Origin of the sequence: Enterococcus sp. AZ179, assembly GCF_050498885.1 — a bacterium.
GTDB classification, from domain to species: domain Bacteria; phylum Bacillota; class Bacilli; order Lactobacillales; family Enterococcaceae; genus Enterococcus_D; species Enterococcus_D entomosocium.
On record NZ_JBMHEO010000001.1, the window covers coordinates 3170482 to 3186422 of the forward strand.

The window sequence follows — 15941 nt, forward strand, 5'->3', positions numbered from 1 at the left end:
CTTTTTTGTACAAATTTAAAGAAAAAGTAAGTTTGGTTCTCAAAATGTTCTCACGCCTATATAAAAACAAGACAAAGAGTATTATCAGAAATGATAGTACTCTTTGTCTTGTTTTTATATTTAGTATAGTTGTAATTACTATTATTACGAAAATATAATTCTAATCTTATAAAATACATCTTTTAAATAAATTATAATCCGAGTGATCCGTATAATAGTCTTCCATAGTACCAAGTATTTACAATTTTACTCAAGATCATTAGTAAAATCCTTTTGTTCAAGTGGAAACAAAAGCCTACAATCAAAAAAACGAAGAGTATCCAAAAAAATGATGAGTTAAAAAATAGTTGAAGAGATTACACACAGCAACTTGCATGAATGAATTAAGAATTATAATAATCATTTGGTATTATTAATGATTATTTTGCATGAGTAATATCTAATAAAAATGCAAAATCAGATAAATCATGAAGTGTCTAATGTTTAAAAAGAAAATTTTAGGTTCTTGTGATTTTAATTACAATTAATATTTGTTACATGGTAAAATGAAATAGTAAAAAATATTAACAGGAGAGTTATAAGTGGAGTAGATAAATTCCAGCATTGTAATAGTTTTTTCGCGATTGATGAGGGATATGTAAATATCTATACCCAGTTCTCATCTAACAGTTTTAATATTGTAAATTTACTAAAGTTATTTTTTCGGGAATTTTAATAAATGTAATAATTGAATGCTTAAGAAAATAATCAAGAATAATCTAGTACTTAAGAAAAAGTTTGAGGATGAAAGATGAATAATAGAGATGCTACAGATACTATAAAAGGATATTTTTATCAGTTTGATCATTATATCGTAAAGATTTTAAAAAGTTTAGATGATAACGCTTTAATATATACAGAAGGAATAGAAGATATAGATATAGTGAATTTAAATGAAACGACCGCTGTTCAATGTAAATACTATGAAAAAACAGAATATAACCATTCTGTAATTAAGGAATCAATATTATTTATGATCAGGCACTTTAACGAAAATAAAGATAAAAATATTCATTATCATATTTATGGTCATTATAAAAGTGGTCAAGAAAAATTACCAAAAGACTTTGATATTGAATTTTTAAAAGTGAATTTTTTGTCATATGTACGTAATAAGAAAAAATTTGAAGAACATATTATTTTAAATCTTTCTGATAGAGAGCTTAGTCAATTCTTAAAACAGCTAAAGATTGATATTAATGGTTTGAGTTTTGACGAGCAGAATAAACAAATTATTGATAATTTAAGACTAATCTTTAGTTGTAATGATATGGAAGCAGAATATGTATATAATAATGCTTTGAAACTCGTTAAAGATATTTCAGTAAAACCCGATATTAAAGATAGAGTTATTACTAAAAAAGATTTTCTAACTAAAATAAATAACAAAGAGTCATTATTCAATGAATGGTATCTTAATTTAAGAAGCAATGAAGACTTTTTTAAAATGATGAAAAATAAACATTTTTCATCATTTAATCTATCTCCTCACACTAGAATTATTTTAATTGATTGTAAGTATTGTATGGATGAATTAGAGATAAAACAATTATTAATTCATATTTCAATTCGATTGACTAGAATTAGTAAGAGGCAAACTATACCCTTTTGTCCATATGTTAATCTTTATGGTTTAACTGATGATAAGTTGTTAAAAGTTAAACAGATGATGAGATCAGATTCCATTAGATTTGTTGACGGACATGATTTCAAGGGAGCTGACTTTGACTTACAATCGATACTTATTGAGCCAAATTATCAAAATCAAATCAAGTTAAAAATAATTAATGAAATAGAGAATATTGAACTAGTTTTAAATGAGTGCTCTAATACACGGAAAATTTACCAATTTTATATAAAAAAACCTTTCTATGAGAACTTCGAACATGAACATAACAGGATACCTATTAATTCTGTGAAGGACATAATCCAAATTATTTAAGGAGAAAAAAATGAGTGAAGAAATTAACGCGCAAGTAATAGCAGTTTTTCCAGATAAAGTTAAAATTTCTGTTGATAAGTTGGAAGATTTTCAACTTGTAGATGAGAAGTTAAAAGTTGGTTCCTATTTAAGAATAGCCGATACTGAAAATGCAATTTTGATTGCTACTATTGAAAACTTTACGATTGCAGTTGATGACAGTGCAAATCAAAAATATTTAATTGAAGCAAAACCTTTAGGGATGATTAGAAACGGTAGATTTGAAAGAGGAGGTGACACTATTGCAATCCCACCAAAATCTGTGGAACCAGCAACTCAAGAAGATATTAGGAAAATATTTGAAGAATCTTTAGAAGATAAGCATAAGTTTACATTTGGAAAACTTTCTAATAATACTAGTATTCCAATTCCGGTAGACGGGAATAAATTTTTTAATAAGCATATTGCAATTGTTGGATCAACTGGATCAGGTAAGTCACACTCTGTAGCTAAAATAATTCAAGAAGCAATTGATTCAAAAGATGGCGAATATGACGGATTGAATAATTCACATATAGTTATATTTGATGTACATTCAGAGTATAAAGCAGCACTTCCAGAAGCGAATATAATAGATGTGAATAATCTTGTTCTACCATATTGGCTATTGAATAGTGACGAACTTCAAGAAATGTTTCTCGACACAGAGGCTAATGATCATAATCAACGTAATATTTTTAAACAATCTGTAGTGAATAGTCGTAAAGAGCATTTTATTGGAAATGAAGAAGAAAAAAAATCAATACACTTTGATTCTCCATTGTACTTCGATATTGAAGACGTGTTAACAAAAGCAAAAGATAAGAATTCCGAAATGGTACCTGGTGCCAGAGCGGATAAAGCTGGGCCATTAAACGGAAAACTTTCTAATTATATTAGTAGATTAGAAAATAAAATACAAGACAATAGATTGGAATTTCTACTAGGAGAAAATGCAAAAAGAGCCCAATTCGAAGATGTGATAGCACAACTATTAGGATATGGGAACGATCTTGCCAATGTAACTATACTCGACTTGAGTGGGGTACCGTTCGAAGTTCTAAGTATCACTGTATCTCTTATTTCTCGTATAATGTTTGAGTATGGCTATTATTATAAACGCCTGAGACTTAATAATGATCCTGAAGAAAAAATTAATAATGATGTTCCTTTATTGTTAGTTTACGAAGAAGCTCATAAGTACGTACCAAATAGCGACCTAGCAAAATATAGAGCATCCAGACAATCAATTGAGAGAATTGCTAAGGAAGGAAGAAAATATGGGATTTCTTTGCTCCTAGCGAGCCAGAGACCTTCCGAAATTTCTGAAACAATTTTTTCTCAATGCAGTAATTTCATAGCCTTGAGATTGACTAACCCTAATGACCAGAACTATGTAAAAAGACTTTTGCCAGATACCCTAGGAAGTTTGGTTGATAAAATATCATCGCTAAGAGCTGGAGAATGTCTAGTCATTGGTGATGCTATAACAATTCCTTCAGTAATTCAAATTGATGAGTGCGCCTTAGCCCCATCTTCTAATGACATTCCTTATTTTGATATATGGAAGCAAAAATGGGTAGATTTAAATATTGCGTCAATCAAAAATACTTGGTATGGAAATTAACTGCCGTACTTAAAAACATAATTTTTTTATCTATAAATACTAGTCCGGTCAATAGGTTGTTATAAAATAAGTGGAAATATGTGATAGAATCAATTAAAAAGATTGGAGAGGTCTAAATGAATCTAAATGAGTATGAAAGAATAACACTAATAAATCAATTTCTTCTGTTACAAGAAAATGGAGTGGAAAATGGACACTACGATGTAAAGCAGTATCAAAATTATATAGATATATTATATAACGGATATGAGGGGCTTTATGATGAAATTTTTTCTTCATTACCAAGGAATATCATTTCTAAAGATGTTTCTGATGAAGTGGGAGAAATCCTTTATATGTATGACCGAGCGGAGATAAGTTATAGTAATTTATCCAAAAGCGAACAAATGAAAATTGATGTTAGTGATATCACATTTCATGGTTTTGACGGAAATGAAGAATACGATCATTATGCTATTTGTACTTTTATAATTAAGAACTTGAAATATTACTCGAGTATGTTTAAAACAAACGAGTTGAACTCCCATTTTCGAACATTAGGAAAATATAGAGAACAGTTAAAGAAATTTAACGAAGAAAAAGTTTCAGGCGATGTTTTAACTTTAGAAGGTTTAATCAAAGTTTTTTCAAATTAAGTTAAATAATTTTATTATATATATTTTTGGTCTTTGCTCACAATACTAGGTCTTGAAAAAATATTTATTTCCAAAAATATTTTTTTATTGGATGAAGAGAGTTCTCGGATTACTTAAGTTTGTTAATAAAATGAGATTTTTTATAGAAATAACTTAAAGGCAAAACGCATGGAAAATATTTTTTTATGCGTTTTGCTTTTAAAAATTATTTCTAGATGATACGTGATAATGAACTTTTTGGTTAATGCTTCACAATATCTTCGATAGTAAAAATTTAAGTCTATACGAATTAAATCAAAAAACATTTATTTTAAGGTGATATTTTTTTATCGCTTTTTTAAGAATTATGAATGTTAGAGATATTAAATATTATACGTTTTATGAAAAAAAGTCATCGATTTTCAGATTGTAGAAATCAGCAAGAATTCTAGCAGATGATAATTTTGGTTCTTCCTTGTTATTCTCCCACTTAGATAGTTTTCCTTTATTGAATTTAGCTGTATTTGGATACTTTTCATTGAGCTGCTTTGCTAACTCCTCTAAGGTTAAATGTCGTTCAATTCTTAGTTGTTTTAGTTTGTCCCCAATCAATTTAAATCCTCCCTTTTTGCTCTCTATGATATTATATCTTCCCTGTTGCGAAAACGCAACAGACATATTTTTTCCGCTTTTTGTATTGACAGGGTAAATAGCTATGATAATATAGAAATATAAAGTTTCGAAAACGAAACAAAAGGGGGTTGAGGTATGGTCACTGCACAACAATTCAAAAGTCCGTATAATAATTTGAAAATAATAATTGAGAAGCAAGAACAGACTCAAAAAGATGTTGCGGATAAAATGGACATGAATCGCTCTACATTCAATCTTAAGATTAATCGAACAAATGGGCGAGATTTTTCACTGGAAGAAGCAAAAAGACTATCGGAGATATTAAAGATAAGCATTGATAATTTTTTTTGAACTGAAAGTTTCGAAAACGAAACAAAAAAAGATGTGGAATTACTACATGTTACAAAGGGGTTTTAGCGAAGCAACTTAAAATAGATGGCAGAATTAAGTTGTTTCACTAAGGCGTTAGCCTTTAATGTCCATTGAAAAATAAATAGGAACCTACAATCTTCCCAGCTGACTTACTCGAAAGAGGTTAGAGGCTGGAAAGGTTGTGGGCTCCCTACAAAGAGTTTCCCCTTTGCAAATCGTGGTTGATTTCATTATAAAGGAAAAACGCTTTGGTTGGTAGTGGAAACCATTTATAAAATCCATAAGACGCTCGCTTGACTCGGTCATTGGGGGCGCTGATCGCACTAGATGGAACGCTTAGACTCGGTAACGAGATGAGTGTGTGCGTGACTGACAAAGAAGCCTAACTGGCATGTCTGTATTTTCGCTGGGAGCGTGTTGATGCGATGAATTTTTCTGATTATAGCATTGATAGTGCCAAAATCATCGGAAGGAAAAATCAGAACTATGTTGCTATAGGAGTGTATAAATGAATGTCGAAAGTTGAATTAGTTCGAAGAACAGCTCGTTTATTAAAGATAGTGGGTTGTTTGATTAGTTGGAAAGACAATAAGATTTGTTTTGCTAAAAATCATTCTGAAATTAACTTATTTTACTATTTAAAAAACGCATATAGTGTAGATGAATTAAAAGATTTAGTAGATTATTTGTTGGATGTATTAGATGATCTTGAAGTAATTGTATTTACAGGAGATTATGATGTCAGAGCTATGTAATATAGATACGAGCTATTTGAAAGATTTATTAGAGTCACGATTACAAGAATTGAAATGTTTATTAAGAGAGTTTTCAAAGTGCCGAATTTCGTGTAAAGTAGATATTGAAAATGAAATCCGTATTTGTGAACGTGTCTTAAGTAAACTAAAATGAGAAAGGATCGATGATTACATGATTTATTCTATTGAAGAGATACAATCAGTCATTAAGCCTGTTTGTGAAGCATATAGAATCCATGAAGTGTATCTTTTTGGTTCTTATGCTAGAGGTGAAGCAGACGAACAGAGTGACTTAGATTTTGTTGTAGATACAGTAGATTCTAAGATCGTTTCCTTATTAGACAAAATGGCATTTAAAAATCAGCTAGAAAATTTATTGGATAAGGAAATTGATGTTATCTTGAAGTCTTCACTGGATAATCCTAGTAATCGTAAAAGAAACCCTTTCTTTTTGAAAAATATTCAAGAAGACATGAAGGTGATTTATGGAGCAGAAAGACAAGTTTTCGTTAACTAATATTGTAATAATTATAGATGAGATTAGAGAAACTGTTACTAAATTTGGTAACAGTTTTTTTTCGTTTGAAAATGATAGTGACTATCAAAAATCAGTAGCATTTAGTCTTACTCAAGTTGGCGAAATGATTCGTCATAACTTGAGTGATGAACTAAAAGAAAAGTATACAGATATATCTTGGGATCATTATCGTTTATTCAGAAATGACTTAGTGCATGCATATAATACAATAGATTTAAAAGAAATCTGGTATTTTGTCCAAAATGATTTGAAACCGCTAGAAGAGTACATTAGGTATATCTTAGTTGAAGAACAAGGACGATAATTTTTGAGAAAGATGAGGTATTAAATTTATGGAGTTTGCTATTTGTGAGCCTAAAGCAACATTTGGTCGTTTAGAATATGTAGGTAGAAAAGAAGAATTTGCAGAATACGTCAATGGTCGACGTCAACCAGTCGGTTACTATCATGCAATTATGTCGGTGAAACAACAAGAAACTATTGAAGTAATCATTCCAAATCGTTTAAATACATCAGGATTGAGCTACGGTGATGAAGTTGTTTTGAGAGATGTAAGATGCGAGCCATTTTCACAAGCTGCTGGAACAGACGGAGCGGTTGCAGGATGGACAATCAAAGCGCAAGGCATTGAAAAAGTCTAGATAATGGAGGGCTATTAGTTTATGGCAAAAATCAATGAATTGAATAAAGGGATTAGTTTAAATATTGAAGAAACCTTTGGTGAATTGAAATTTCTTCGAATGAAAGAAGATAAAAAACGAGAAAACGACGAGGGAGAACTTATTTCTACCCAAGTGCGTTATGTTGTGCAATCGAAACGTCAAGTGTCTGAGGAGATTGTGAGTATTGATGTCTCTGCTGATCGGAAAGAATTTGAGTTTGGTGATCAGGTGAAATTGATCAATCCGAGAATCGAATACTATTCGTTCAGACAAGGTAATCGAACAAATAATTATTTAAAAGTAGTCGCCGATGGGATTGAGAAAGTTCAAAAGAAAGTAGATCAAAGAAAACCAGAACCACATAAACAAGAATCGAATAAGTAACAATAAAAAATTAGTGAAAAGCGTACAACAAAAGATTCAAGTTGTGCGCTTTTTTTTGATAGCTGGAGATACATAAAATGAATTTAAATTGGGCGTTTGTTGGAAAAATAGACTGAGGTGAAAGCAATGGTTAAAATATTTGTTGAAAACTTACATGTTAGAAATCAAGGGAATTTGAAGGGGGATTGGTTTGATTTACCTGTTAGTATTGACCATATGAATCGAAAACTGGGATTAGAAGATGGTGATGAACATATCATTACTGATTTTGAAAGTCCGTTTCCAATTGGTGAGTATGATGATTTAGAAGAATTAAACGAGCTAGCAGAATTGTTAGAAGACCTGCCTAGCGGCTACAAAAATAATCTAGCTGAAATTAAGGATGCTTTCTTTAGCGATATTCGAGAAGCAATCGAAGATTATGAGGAGATCATTCACTTACCAGAGGTTTATAACGACAAAGATTATGGGAACCATTTAGTCGAAGAAGGCTTATTTGAAATTCCTGAAAAATTGCGATCATACATTGATGAAGAAGCATTAGGTCGGGATTGTCGATTTGAAGGAAATATTATTTACACTGATGACGGAGCATTTTATAAATAATAAGTGCTAGTATAAATGAGATAAGGTGGGATGGAATGAATCCAACGACAAAAAAGTGGTTGTGTCTGTTGATTGAAAGATCAACCGAAAAAAGAAATAGTTTCAGAGAGCTATTTTATAAGAAACAAAAGCCAATTTTGGATGATGAAATTTTAGTAGAATTAGAGGTTTTCTTTTACAATCAAATGAAAAAGCTAACGGATATACATGATGAAGGAACCCAAAAGCTAGCTGAAATATTTTTTGATCGTACATTTAGCGATGTGCAAACGCAAGAGGAATTGCTTAAAAAATATGTAGAACAAGAGTTTCAACCCAAACTAAATGATGTGTATGAAAGCTGTGTTTTTGATTTAGAAGAAAAAGTGAAATCGTTAGGTGTAGATTATGTTTAAAGAAATATTCAAATATCGAGGGCGGCGAATAAAAAAAGTCCATCTTTATGATTGGTGGCTTCATTTTTTATTTTTGCTAAGTCCTTTTTTGATTGGGATAGGTTTGGTTGGTTTTATTTTGTTGAAACCAGTATTCTCCGAATTTCAAAAAGCACAACAATTAATCGTACCATTTCTAGTGATAACAATTCTATTGTTAGTTGCTTGTTTTATGGTCTATTCACTTATGATGTGGTCTCGTTTGAGGGGTGGATATTTTCTAAAAGTAAAATACTATGACATGATTGCCAAAATGTTAAAACTAAGTGGCTTTGTAATTAAGAAAGAATCACGTCAAGCTGGAAAGAAACCTAAAGAAAAATTCCCAAAAGTTTATGTAAAAAAAGGCAAACATACAACAGATGTTACTTTGCCTTTAGACGGCGGACAACACCATGATCGTTTTTTGCAGTTAGGAAAAAAGTTAGAAGAAATGTTTCTAGCTGATCTTGTTGCAGAGCAAATGGATTTTGGCTTTGTGACCTATTCTTTCATGACGAACGTCATATCTAAGCGGCTTACGATTAATGAAGTTATTGCTAAAGATGGCGCAATTACACTCATGAACGGCGTAAAGTGGGCATATGATGAGTTGCCTCATATGTTGATTGCAGGCGGCACCGGTGGCGGAAAATCATATTTTATGTATTCGTTAATCAAAGCAATTTTATCGATTGGAACCGTGCATATTTGTGATCCTAAGTCTGCCGATTTAGCCGACTTAGCTGATTTACCTGTTTTTAAAGGGAAGGTTTATTATGGTCAAGGGGAAACAATGATTCGTTGTTTAGAAGATGCAGTCAAACGTATGGAACAGCGATTTAAGTATATGAAATCTTTGCCAAACTATGAATCAGGGCGTAATTATGCATTCTATAAGATGCCTCCTGAGTTCATTATTTTTGATGAGTGGAAGGCATTTTATGGGAGTCTAGGTCGTGATTATAAGAAAATTGAACGAGTGGATAATGCAGTTCAACAATTAGTTATGAAAGCTAGGCAAGCTGGTATATTTTTAATTCTTGGTACACAAAAGCCTGATAGCAGTGATTTTCCATCAGGGGTGAGGGATAATCTCATGTGCCGAGTAACTCTTGGAAAACTGTCAGTACAAGGCTATTACATGGTATTTGGTGATGAAAGTAAAAATAAGGCTTTCTTCAATAAACCAATTAAGGGTAGAGGTTATATTGACGATGGCAGTGGTGTTGTAAGAGAATTTTATTCGCCGTTCGTACCTAAAAGCTATAATTTTCTAGAAGAATTCAAGAAATATGATCATATGATCGAGTTAGATATGCAGAACAAAAAAGAGTCCGAAGGGTAAGATGACATTGAGAATAACTACTTTTTCCATAGAGTATACGAAAGAAGAAGAGCAGTTGATAGCAGATGTAATCACTGCTGCTATTGAATCTATCCGTCTTCATAAGAAACAAATGAAATATGAGCTTTCCTAAATGCAAATAAGCCGCATGGATAGTGAGTGTTCACAATTACAGAATTTACTATATAAGTGTGCTTTACGAAAACAGCTATTGTCTTAGTCAATATATTTTGGAGGAATGTGATGAATAGGCTAAGAAGAGCAAGATTGAAAGAAGTTGCTGATATCATTTCTGAGATGATTGAAATTTTGGATGATATCGGAGAGGATGAAGAAAATTATGAAGAAAATTATGTAGAAAATTATGTAGAAAATATGCCTGAAAATTTACATGGGTCTCAACGATAGGAAAAAGCAGAAGAAGCTATTGACCAGATTAGTGATGATATTGATTCTTTAGAAGAAGCTACGGAATCAATTGAGGAAGCTATGAGTTAAAGCAGTCTAGAGTATAACTTGAGGGTTCGTGACTGTCGGAAAAAAAGGCGTGGCGAGTCTGCCGTGCAGGCTCAGCAAGTGGGGCTGCCCTAAGCAGCGCCGCTGTTAGGCTTTTTTAGGGAGTAGGTGGCGCCGTGCGACGCCTGCGACCGTAGAACCCCCGTATTCTAACAGGGGGGTAATGAAGATGTAAAAATGACAGAATTTAACGATTAAACATTGATATATAAGCGATTTATTACTTTACATTGCGCTCGAAAAAAATGGCGAAAATGTAAAGTAAAGCATGATTAGAGGTGAAGTGTTGGATAGTGAAGAATTGAAGATGATTGGTAAAAGTATAAAAGCTTCGAGAAATCTGTTGAAAATGACTCAGGCAACTTTTGCTGATAATGTTGGTCTTTCAAGACAATCGATTTATAACCTCGAAAGAGGTTTAAGTTTGCTATCAGATGAAAAAATGTATCGAATTTATGACTTTATTGCAGAGCAAAATTGTCATGAACCGCTGGAAAGTATTATTGATTATATTCGTATCACGTTTCAAACTCATGATGTTGATATGATTTTTTGCGAGATTCTAAAAATCAAAAAGGAATTTTTTGCACAAATATCTAGCCACCTTTACGGTTATGTCGGAGGGTACCAGTTAGATTACTTGATGGTTATGTATTCTAAAAAAGGTGATTCTCGTGGAACAATGATCCAATTATCTGGTCAAGGATGTCGTCAATTTGAAGCATTTCTGAAAGCTCAAGGACGGACTTGGTTTGATTTTTTTCATACTTGTTTTGATTACAGAGCAAAGTTCACTAGAGTTGATTTAGCCATCAACGATTATAAAGAATATTTGAGTATTCCGACATTGCTAAACAAAATAAATCGACAAGAATTGATTTCCCGTTTTGAACGTTTCGATTTCAATGGTTCTGGATCAATTTCTAAAAAGAAACGAGAAGGTGTCACTATTTATCTAGGTTCAAAAAGAAGCGAGCTTTATATTGCGTTTTATCAAAAGAATTATGAGCAGGCGAAAAAACTTGGGATTGATGTAGAGGATGTGCCAATCAAGAATCGTTATGAGCTTCGGTTTAAAGATGAAAAAGCCGAACAGGCGATTCATGGCTATACTAAAACTGGCGATTTAACTGCATTTTTATTGGGAATTTTAAGTGACTATCTTTGCTTTGTAGATAGAAAAGGCGGTGTTTCAAGGAAGTACTGGCCTGTAAATAAAAAATGGGAATACTTTCTTGGCGGTGTTGAAAAAGTAAAGCTAGTAACTGAACCGAATGAAGCTTTATACGAACGCTCAAAAAATTGGTTTAAACGATCGGTGGCTCCTACGATTAAAATGTTGATGGAAGTAGATGAGATTGAAGAAACAGATGAGGTGCAAGAAATTATCGATGAAGCTGAACTTAGTGACAAGCATTTACACATGATTGAAGCACAAACAACAAGAATTGAGGATATGATTCTTTGATGAAAATAGAAAAAATGGAAAGATTGTGATTTATGTCGAGAATAATAAGCAGGGAGGAAATGCATGGATCGGTTAAATGAACTATTGTGCAATCCAGAAAAATATGAATTATCGTTACAGGCAAGAGATGGCTTGCGTGAGTTGAAAAGAATTTTTGATGGGAATCCTTTCTTCCCGATGGAACCTTATGTTTATGCAAAAAATCATTTGTATGGCATGTATGCAAGAGGAGTGATAAGTGGGGACTTGATGCAAAGTATACTGAGCGATTTTTAATATAATGAGGTGAAATCTGTGTGGGGAATTTTTGAAGATGGCGAATTGGAAATATCTTTGGAGATGAGGCTGGTGCTGAATACTTTTTGGAATGTTGGATAAAAGAGGAACCACTGAGGAACTTTGATGATTTCTCTGTTGAGAAAATTGATGACAAAATGAACGAGTAGGTGTTTAAATTGGAGTTTCGGGAATACATTGACTGTTATATGGACTCAATCGACGAGGTATTAAGAAAAACGATTCCTGATTATGACGAAAATTGTTCAAGATCGATATTCTTACTCACAGAAGAAGAAAAAATTGCTGAACAAGATTGGTATAATTATGTGAATGACAATCGAAAGAAGCCTGATCGTGCATTCTTGTTCGAGAATGTTCATCGGTTTGGTGTCAATCGTGCTGATTTATTTGATGCTAATCAACGAGAAGTGTCAAAGACTGACTTCATTGACTTTTACTTAAACGAAATCAAAAATCACACTTTAATGAAAGAAACAAAATTTGAAGCAGAAGATCGTACGTTTATTATGGATCGTGAGAAATATATTGCGATTAAAAAATTTGATGAACGCACGAACCCCGCAAAGGGATACGATGAACTGAATATTACTACGTCTAAAAAGACCCAAGAATGGTTGTTACAAGCGCTCATATTGCGTTTTGAACGAGATTTTGGGTCTTTTTATATTGGACTACAAGCAAGGTGAATTTATGAAATCAATTCGTCTAGTAGATCACTTAAAAGAAAAAGGCTTTATGTGTTATGTTTCTAGTCCAACTAGAGAGGATTATGAAAAATTTTTTGAACTACAAAAAAGGACAGGGAATAAGAACATGAAATTTAAGCCTTTCGTTCCAGTCTGTTATGAAAAGCAACTTTCACGAATTACATCATTAATTATTGAAGGTTGTGCAAAGAAAAATGTGTATTATTACGACTTTTATAAAGTCACATTTTTTCCTATGCAAAATCAAGGATCAAATATAAAAGTCTATGGTAGTCATATGACAAGAAATCAATTGTTGCGCTGTGTCGATTGGGTAAAAGAATAAAAGACAAAAAGGGAGTTTTTGGATGAGTATACGTTCGCCGCCTGAGTTATTTTCAAAAAAAGAAAGAGAGGATGTGAAAACATTGCTAAAAAGAATAGGGACACATTTTTTAATACTAGGAACCTTAGTTGCTATGTTCCTTGTTAATACTACGATTGCCGATGCTTCAAGAAATACAAATACTTGGGGGACTGGAAATTTAGGAAGTTCTGAATATGGTGAAATTGTTAATGATGAAACAGAAATCAGCGGAGAGTATTCTTTTATTGCTCGCTGGATAGATGGAGTAACGACTGTTTCAACTTTTGGTGGTCGCTGGGATAGTTGGTCATATAGTTATGGTGGAGCTACTGGGATTTTAGGATACTTACCTACAAACGATAACAGTAAAGGGAAAGTTGGTGTTACTTATCATAATGTTGGTATGCATAATGGTCGTGTGATTGATTTGAAAATCACTGTTACGGATTGGGAAAGAGGCGCTACTAACTATGGGTATATTTTTTATACGACAGGCGCTATCTCACATGTTCAACAAAGTTATCGCTATGTGAAGCAGCGTTGGGAATTTATTGATGCCCGAACAGGTCAGCCTGTGAAGCTAAGTGGCTATATGACCATTACAGATATTGATTTTAACCAAGGGGTTACTTTCGACAAAAACACTGTCCCTCACCTAGGCACGATATATGTAACAGAAGACAGTAATATCAGTGTCAAAAAAGAAAATGATGGTTCTTTAACTGTTTATGATCCGTTTCGTGTGAATGCTGATCCGAGCGATTTGTGGGCTCAGTTCACCTTTTTATACAGAGATACAAGCTTTGTAGAATTCGATTGGAACTTAAAAAATCTACCTAGTCATATGCAAATAGGGGAACCAAACACAAATGAACGAGGTGGGGAATTCTTCGGTTTTACAGGAAAAAAACTTGCTCGAACCGCAACGATTGAGCCAGAAAAATATATTCAAACTGATGATGGCTTGGTAACCAGTTCAGTTCTTGAATCTCTTCACGATTCATTTGTGTACCTTCTGATTCATAAGGTACCAGATGAACTTGATGAGTTTTACTATCGATCGTATGAAATTCGTGACGATCTACCAGCTGGTCTTGAAGTAGTGAATTATCGGATCGTTGATCAAGAAGGAAGAGATGTCTCATTATTTTTTGATGATTATTCGACAAAAGACAAAATTCATTTTGTTGCAAAACCTGCTGTGTTAAAAACAGACCGCTTCTATGATACGGATTATCGGATCGAAGTAGAAGTCAAGGTGAAAGATGTACGGTATTTAGAAGAACTAATCGAATCCGATCATGTGCTGTTTCGAAATGTTGTTCGTGTCAGTGTGGATGATAAACCAAAAGTGTCAGAAGAAGTAACAACACAATTGTTTCGAAGACGGATTGTTGTTGATCATATCGATAAACAAACCGAAGAATTGCTTCGAAAAGTGGAAGAACACAAATTTGATGGTGAATCATACTCGTATGAGCCTTTTGATGATTTAGAAGATGACGAGGGCAATCGATACAAATCAACTGTAAATCATTTAGGTGTTGTGAATGGTCGTGATCTATACTTTGTGATTCCATATCATATCCCATTGTTGGAAGTAAATGTCGAATCGATTCAAATCGATACGTCTAAAGCAGAAAAAGATGGTGGGCTTCCTGCACGACTAGTTTTAGTAAAAGAAGCAGAATACCAAGAGGACTTGTCGAACCTGCGTTTTGTTATCGAAATTGTTGAAGAAGCAACAAATCGTGTGGTCTATGAACAAGAATTGACTGTGAACGATGTAGATGATGTTTTTGAGTTATTGCTCCCAACGGATGCAGTCGAAAAAGCGGAAAAAATTGATTACCTTGTAACAATCAAGGTAGTGGATAATCCAGACAAGAACAAATTTGTCACGGACACAAAAGATTTAGCTACTCACGGTTATACAGCTACTGAAAAGGTTTTGACCGAGCGAGATGTAACGAAGGGTGTCGTAGATTATGAAGCGGTGGTTCGAACATTACGCTTGCGTGAGGAAGTATCGGTTCAAGAATTTAGTGAAACAATTCGATTCGATTTTGAGCCAATGGTCAGTTCTAAAACAGGTTATGGCTTTGCGATTGACTTAGCACCAACCTTTTCGAGCGAAGTTCATGATACTGTTGAAGCTTTTGACCTTCGAGTTCGGGTACCGCAAGAGCTGGTAGATAGTCAAATTCATGAGGTTTTTGTCGCAAAAGAAAAGGAAGTAATCATTCCTTTGGATCAAACGTGGGCGTTGGCTCGTTCGGGAGATAGTCGGACAGATAGTTCTTTCACTTATGAATTTCCAGAAATGCGTGTTGAGAAAATAACAGGAAATCTCTTCACAGCAAACCAAATGACCAGAAGCAATCGTGAATTGCTTGATGGCGGTCGTAATTTCTATCTACCAATTTGGCTAGATCTTAGCAGTTATGAGGTAACAATTGAATCCGATATTGTAGGGAAGAATCATATTCAATTGGAAATGACTAAAACTGTCGATGTCTTTGCGTATATGTACGCAACAATGGATAGCGACACAAAAGAGTTAGACGAGTTGTTGCTGACACCAGTTTTTCCAGAAACCGATGCACCGAGAGGTTGGTCGGATGAAGAAATTGCTTGGCTGAAAGGGGCGTGA

The 15941-nt window shown here is 33.3% G+C and carries 19 protein-coding genes; 18 read left to right on the top strand and 1 reads right to left on the bottom strand.

The window, feature by feature from the left end; genetic code table 11:
- Positions 1-790 precede the first annotated feature (790 nt).
- The 3 genes from IGI88_RS14815 (at position 791) to IGI88_RS14825 (ending at position 4261) form a co-directional block, all read left to right on the top strand.
- The gene (locus IGI88_RS14815) at positions 791-1981 is read left to right on the top strand and encodes a DUF4297 family anti-phage-associated protein (protein ID WP_375814930.1); all 1191 of its coding nucleotides are present in this window, start codon (positions 791-793) and stop codon (positions 1979-1981) included.
- Positions 1982-1991: 10 nt separating this feature from the next.
- Positions 1992-3626 carry an ATP-binding protein gene (locus IGI88_RS14820; protein WP_375814931.1) on the top strand — a complete coding sequence of 545 codons (1635 nt, stop codon included), beginning with the start codon at positions 1992-1994 and terminating at the stop codon, positions 3624-3626.
- A gap of 116 nt (positions 3627-3742) precedes the next feature.
- On the top strand, positions 3743-4261 hold the full coding sequence (locus IGI88_RS14825; RefSeq protein WP_375814932.1) for a YfbU family protein: 519 nt from the start codon (positions 3743-3745) through the stop codon (positions 4259-4261).
- A gap of 378 nt (positions 4262-4639) precedes the next feature.
- On the opposite strand, the gene IGI88_RS14830 is transcribed toward IGI88_RS14825, so the two are convergent.
- The gene (locus IGI88_RS14830) at positions 4640-4852 is read right to left on the bottom strand and encodes a helix-turn-helix domain-containing protein (RefSeq protein ID WP_375814933.1); all 213 of its coding nucleotides are present in this window, start codon (positions 4850-4852) and stop codon (positions 4640-4642) included.
- Between the two features lie 156 nt (positions 4853-5008).
- Between IGI88_RS14830 and IGI88_RS14835 the strand changes: the two genes are divergently transcribed.
- From IGI88_RS14835 to IGI88_RS14905, 15 genes are all read left to right on the top strand, one after another.
- A complete protein-coding gene (locus tag IGI88_RS14835) occupies positions 5009-5224 on the top strand; it encodes a helix-turn-helix transcriptional regulator (RefSeq protein WP_375814934.1) in 216 nt (71 codons plus the stop codon).
- Between the two features lie 533 nt (positions 5225-5757).
- A complete protein-coding gene (locus IGI88_RS14840; RefSeq protein WP_375814935.1) occupies positions 5758-6000 on the top strand; it encodes a hypothetical protein in 243 nt (80 codons plus the stop codon).
- A 172-nt stretch (positions 6001-6172) separates the two neighbouring features.
- A complete protein-coding gene (locus tag IGI88_RS14845) occupies positions 6173-6517 on the top strand; it encodes a nucleotidyltransferase family protein (RefSeq protein WP_375814936.1) in 345 nt (114 codons plus the stop codon).
- Positions 6486-6842, top strand: coding sequence for a HepT-like ribonuclease domain-containing protein (locus IGI88_RS14850; RefSeq protein WP_270276407.1), 357 nt, complete (start codon positions 6486-6488; stop codon positions 6840-6842). The genes IGI88_RS14845 and IGI88_RS14850 overlap by 32 nt, the downstream gene beginning before the upstream one ends.
- Before the next feature lie 28 nt (positions 6843-6870).
- Positions 6871-7179 carry a DUF961 family protein gene (locus IGI88_RS14855; protein ID WP_375814937.1) on the top strand — a complete coding sequence of 103 codons (309 nt, stop codon included), beginning with the start codon at positions 6871-6873 and terminating at the stop codon, positions 7177-7179.
- Positions 7180-7200: 21 nt separating this feature from the next.
- The gene (locus IGI88_RS14860) at positions 7201-7584 is read left to right on the top strand and encodes a DUF961 family protein (RefSeq protein WP_375814938.1); all 384 of its coding nucleotides are present in this window, start codon (positions 7201-7203) and stop codon (positions 7582-7584) included.
- 126 nt (positions 7585-7710) lie between these two features.
- Complete coding sequence (locus tag IGI88_RS14865; RefSeq protein WP_375814939.1) at positions 7711-8190, top strand: antirestriction protein ArdA; 480 nt, start codon at positions 7711-7713, stop codon at positions 8188-8190.
- Between the two features lie 35 nt (positions 8191-8225).
- Complete coding sequence (locus IGI88_RS14870) at positions 8226-8585, top strand: hypothetical protein (RefSeq protein ID WP_429960712.1); 360 nt, start codon at positions 8226-8228, stop codon at positions 8583-8585.
- Positions 8578-9951 carry an FtsK/SpoIIIE domain-containing protein gene (locus IGI88_RS14875; protein ID WP_429960713.1) on the top strand — a complete coding sequence of 458 codons (1374 nt, stop codon included), beginning with the start codon at positions 8578-8580 and terminating at the stop codon, positions 9949-9951. Before IGI88_RS14870 ends, IGI88_RS14875 begins: the two co-directional genes overlap by 8 nt.
- Before the next feature lie 243 nt (positions 9952-10194).
- On the top strand, positions 10195-10359 hold the full coding sequence (locus IGI88_RS14880) for a hypothetical protein (protein WP_429960714.1): 165 nt from the start codon (positions 10195-10197) through the stop codon (positions 10357-10359).
- A 391-nt stretch (positions 10360-10750) separates the two neighbouring features.
- The gene (locus tag IGI88_RS14885) at positions 10751-11935 is read left to right on the top strand and encodes a replication initiation factor domain-containing protein (RefSeq protein WP_429960715.1); all 1185 of its coding nucleotides are present in this window, start codon (positions 10751-10753) and stop codon (positions 11933-11935) included.
- A gap of 63 nt (positions 11936-11998) precedes the next feature.
- Entirely contained in the window at positions 11999-12211 is a 213-nt protein-coding gene (locus IGI88_RS14890) for a hypothetical protein (protein WP_429960716.1), read from the top strand.
- A 179-nt stretch (positions 12212-12390) separates the two neighbouring features.
- Complete coding sequence (locus IGI88_RS14895; RefSeq protein ID WP_429960717.1) at positions 12391-12921, top strand: hypothetical protein; 531 nt, start codon at positions 12391-12393, stop codon at positions 12919-12921.
- A gap of 4 nt (positions 12922-12925) precedes the next feature.
- Positions 12926-13267, top strand: coding sequence for a hypothetical protein (locus IGI88_RS14900; RefSeq protein ID WP_395997270.1), 342 nt, complete (start codon positions 12926-12928; stop codon positions 13265-13267).
- A 22-nt stretch (positions 13268-13289) separates the two neighbouring features.
- A complete protein-coding gene (locus tag IGI88_RS14905; protein ID WP_429960718.1) occupies positions 13290-15941 on the top strand; it encodes a hypothetical protein in 2652 nt (883 codons plus the stop codon).

What these genes read in the sequence shown, in the direction of transcription:
- IGI88_RS14815 (WP_375814930.1), top strand. Translation starts at nt 791, where the DNA reads ATGAATAATAGAGATGCTACAGATACTATAAAAGGATATTTTTATCAG.
- IGI88_RS14820 (WP_375814931.1), top strand. Translation starts at nt 1,992, where the DNA reads ATGAGTGAAGAAATTAACGCGCAAGTAATAGCAGTTTTTCCAGATAAA.
- IGI88_RS14825 (WP_375814932.1), top strand. Translation starts at nt 3,743, where the DNA reads ATGAATCTAAATGAGTATGAAAGAATAACACTAATAAATCAATTTCTT.
- IGI88_RS14835 (WP_375814934.1), top strand. Translation starts at nt 5,009, where the DNA reads ATGGTCACTGCACAACAATTCAAAAGTCCGTATAATAATTTGAAAATA.
- IGI88_RS14840 (WP_375814935.1), top strand. Translation starts at nt 5,758, where the DNA reads ATGTCGAAAGTTGAATTAGTTCGAAGAACAGCTCGTTTATTAAAGATA.
- IGI88_RS14845 (WP_375814936.1), top strand. Translation starts at nt 6,173, where the DNA reads ATGATTTATTCTATTGAAGAGATACAATCAGTCATTAAGCCTGTTTGT.
- IGI88_RS14850 (WP_270276407.1), top strand. Translation starts at nt 6,486, where the DNA reads ATGGAGCAGAAAGACAAGTTTTCGTTAACTAATATTGTAATAATTATA.
- IGI88_RS14855 (WP_375814937.1), top strand. Translation starts at nt 6,871, where the DNA reads ATGGAGTTTGCTATTTGTGAGCCTAAAGCAACATTTGGTCGTTTAGAA.
- IGI88_RS14860 (WP_375814938.1), top strand. Translation starts at nt 7,201, where the DNA reads ATGGCAAAAATCAATGAATTGAATAAAGGGATTAGTTTAAATATTGAA.
- IGI88_RS14865 (WP_375814939.1), top strand. Translation starts at nt 7,711, where the DNA reads ATGGTTAAAATATTTGTTGAAAACTTACATGTTAGAAATCAAGGGAAT.
- IGI88_RS14870 (WP_429960712.1), top strand. Translation starts at nt 8,226, where the DNA reads ATGAATCCAACGACAAAAAAGTGGTTGTGTCTGTTGATTGAAAGATCA.
- IGI88_RS14875 (WP_429960713.1), top strand. Translation starts at nt 8,578, where the DNA reads ATGTTTAAAGAAATATTCAAATATCGAGGGCGGCGAATAAAAAAAGTC.
- IGI88_RS14880 (WP_429960714.1), top strand. Translation starts at nt 10,195, where the DNA reads ATGAATAGGCTAAGAAGAGCAAGATTGAAAGAAGTTGCTGATATCATT.
- IGI88_RS14890 (WP_429960716.1), top strand. Translation starts at nt 11,999, where the DNA reads ATGGATCGGTTAAATGAACTATTGTGCAATCCAGAAAAATATGAATTA.
- IGI88_RS14900 (WP_395997270.1), top strand. Translation starts at nt 12,926, where the DNA reads ATGAAATCAATTCGTCTAGTAGATCACTTAAAAGAAAAAGGCTTTATG.
- IGI88_RS14905 (WP_429960718.1), top strand. Translation starts at nt 13,290, where the DNA reads ATGAGTATACGTTCGCCGCCTGAGTTATTTTCAAAAAAAGAAAGAGAG.